Here is a 1,248-nt window from a genome sequence, read left to right as displayed (position 1 = left end):
AGACAGAGCCATGGCACGAGGTAGCGCCTGTCAGGCGTCGCCAGAATGCCGGTCTCCTTGACCAGATCATTCGTTCCGGCAACGAAACAATTGAGCCGCGAGGCCGGATCGCGGCCAAGTTCGGCGATGGCGCCGATGTTGAGCAGCGCCTTGGGCGTCTCGATCATCGCCCATAGTTTCACGCTGTGGGGAGCGAAATTATCGTCGAGCACGTCGCCGGCCGCGAGCAGGTCGCGCGGCGTGTCGACCTTGGGCAGAAGGATGCCGTCGGGTTCGCAGCTTGCGGCAGCCAGCAGGTCGTCGGCGCCCCATTCGCCTGATATCGCATTGATGCGCACGATCATCTCGCAGCGTCTCTCGGAATGGCCGGCGAAAATGCCGGCCAGTTTTTCGCGGGCGGCGATCTTGTCGGCCGGAGCGACGGCGTCTTCCAGGTCGATGATGATGGCATCGCAGGCAAGCTGCGCGATCTTGGCCAAGGCCTTGTCGCTGGAGGCCGGGATGTAGAGCACGGAGCGGCGCGGGCGATAGGTTTCCATGGATGATCTATGCCGCTTGTGGGCGGGTGAGGCAAGTCGGGGCATGAAGCTACCAATCTCCCCCACGAGGGGGGAGATCGGCAGCGTTTACCCCTGCACGAAAACTGCACGGGCCTGCGGAAAACCTCCTCGGATCCGCCCTGCCCTTTCCCCGCCCGCTTGCGAGACAAGCGGCATGCACAAGCGAGCAAAGCCCCGTTGGTCCCTGCCTCACCGACTGCGGAGCGAGGGCTGGTGGCTGGCCGATCCGCCGCGCGCGTGTCCCGTCGCAACCCTCATTCCCTTTGTCCGCAGAAGCCCGCCAACGGTTCGGCTGGAAGCCATCAGGAAAGCCAGGTCATGACAGCGTTGTTCTCCGCCGCGCCGAGCTATTGCAGCCGTTTCGGTGTCGCCATCCTGCTGGCAGCGCTCGCGGATTTTCTGTTCTATGGCCAGCCCGCCGGGATCACGGTTTTCCTGTTCGCCCTGCTGATTGCCGCGGCGGTCGTCGCTGTGCACCCGGCCGCCTTCAACGACGGCCGGGTCTGGCTCAAGCCCATCGCCTTGCTTGTCCCGCTGCTGCCGCTGGCTGAAAATGTCAGCACCCTGTCGGTCTCGATCGCGCTGGCGGCGCTGACCGTCTTCACGCTTTCGTTGAGCGGTCGGCTGCGGCACAGCATCGCCCGCATTGCCGGGCAGATCGTGCTGTTCGGGCTGGCGGCGCCGTTCC

The 1,248-nt window shown here is 64.9% G+C and carries 1 protein-coding gene and 1 pseudogene; one reads left to right on the top strand and one right to left on the bottom strand.

Annotation, left to right across the window (positions count from 1 at the left end):
• Positions 1-539: aldolase/citrate lyase family protein (locus EN969_RS31650; protein WP_245467595.1), on the bottom strand; the 539-nt coding region annotated here is incomplete at its 3' end.
• Positions 540-878: 339 nt separating this feature from the next.
• Between EN969_RS31650 and EN969_RS31645 the strand changes: the two are divergent.
• Positions 879-1,248: pseudogene (locus EN969_RS31645) on the top strand (DUF4173 domain-containing protein); the annotation flags it as partial.

This window comes from Mesorhizobium sp. M7A.F.Ca.CA.003.01.2.1, from assembly GCF_003998945.1.
Lineage (GTDB): Bacteria > Pseudomonadota > Alphaproteobacteria > Rhizobiales > Rhizobiaceae > Mesorhizobium > Mesorhizobium ciceri.
The sequence above is the reverse complement of the archived record's forward strand: the minus strand, read 5'-3'. Positions and strand labels throughout refer to the sequence as shown.